Source organism: Streptomyces sp. rh34 (genome assembly GCF_002551245.1).
Lineage (GTDB): Bacteria > Actinomycetota > Actinomycetes > Streptomycetales > Streptomycetaceae > Streptomyces.
This window is the reverse complement of record NZ_NTGZ01000582.1, coordinates 1-649: the sequence shown is the minus strand read 5'-3', so window position 1 is coordinate 649 and position 649 is coordinate 1. Positions and strand designations below refer to the sequence as shown.

Genomic DNA, 649 nt, shown 5'->3' with positions numbered 1-649 from the left:
CAGCTTCGCGGGCCCGCCGGGATCCCCCGTGCCACTGCCGCCCGTCTCCGCCGCGCACCCGGAGGCGACGGCGGCGGCCAGCAGGGCCGCCAGCACGACGACGCCCGACCTGTGCCGCTTCATGGCTGATTCTTCTTTTTGTCGTACTAGCTGCATGGCGCCGCATCCTGCCAGCCGCCGGCCCGCCTCCCACCCCGACACCGCGAGCGGTGCGGCCCCGTCCCCCGGCCGGCCCACAGCGACCTTCAGCGGCGCGGGAAGCGGCACTCCACGCACCGGCCACAATGGACCGGGTGAACGCAACGACCCCCTCCGCCCCGGCCGACGACCCCGCCCGCGCCGCCTTCGCCGCGCTGCGCACCCCCGAGGGCGAGCAGCTGCTGGCCGAGCTGCGCGACCACGATCCCGCCGACGAGCTGGCCGCCGCGACCCGGCTGCGCCGCACGCACCCGGCGGAGCTGGTGTCGGCGGCCCTGGGCCAGGCCCGGCTGCGGCAGCGGGCGGTGGCCAAGTTCGGGGCCGAGGACGCCTACCGGATGTACTTCACGCCCAACGGGGTCGAGCAGGCCACCCGTACCTCGGTCGCCGCCCACCGTGCCGCGCGGTTCGCCGGGCTCGGCGTGCGGAGCGTGGCCGACCTGTGCTGCGG

At 76.9% G+C, this 649-nt stretch carries 1 pseudogene; it reads left to right on the top strand.

What is annotated here, in order from left to right:
* Positions 1-284 precede the first annotated feature (284 nt).
* Positions 285-649, top strand: a pseudogene (locus CR470_RS38320) (SAM-dependent methyltransferase); the annotation flags it as partial.